This window comes from Allobosea sp. 2RAB26 (assembly GCF_052115465.1).
Lineage (GTDB): Bacteria > Pseudomonadota > Alphaproteobacteria > Rhizobiales > Beijerinckiaceae > Allobosea.
In genome coordinates, this window is the sequence record NZ_JBFRGS010000092.1 from 1 (window position 1) to 447 (window position 447).

Annotated in this window: 1 protein-coding gene; it reads left to right on the forward strand. The window is 66.2% G+C overall.

Annotated features, from left to right (window positions below):
- The coding region (locus AB4118_RS34165) for a calcium-binding protein (protein ID WP_441493920.1) at positions 1–447 on the forward strand (447 nt) is incomplete at both ends.

Genomic DNA, 447 nt, shown 5'->3' on the forward strand with positions numbered 1-447 from the left:
GTCTATGGCGGCGAGGGCAACGACACGATCTATGGCGGCGACGGCGACGACAAGCTCTTCGGCGAGGATGGCGACGACATCATCTATGGCGAGGCCGGCAATGACATCATCATCGGCGGCAAGGGCAACGACCAGCTCTCCGGCGGGGACGGCAACGACCAGATCTCTGGCGGCGAGGGCAACGACCAGATCGCGGGGGATGCCGGCAACGACGTCATCCATGGCGACGAGGACGACGACACCGTCGATGGCGGCGCCGGCAATGACGAAGTTCATGGCGATGCCGGCGACGATCACGTCATGGGCGGCGCCGGCAATGACCAGGTCTATGGCGAGGACGGCGACGACATCCTCGACGGCGGCGCCGGCGACGACTGGATCGACGGCGGCGAAGGCGACAACACGATCTTCACCGGCGATGGCACCAACAGCGTCCGCACCGGCAAC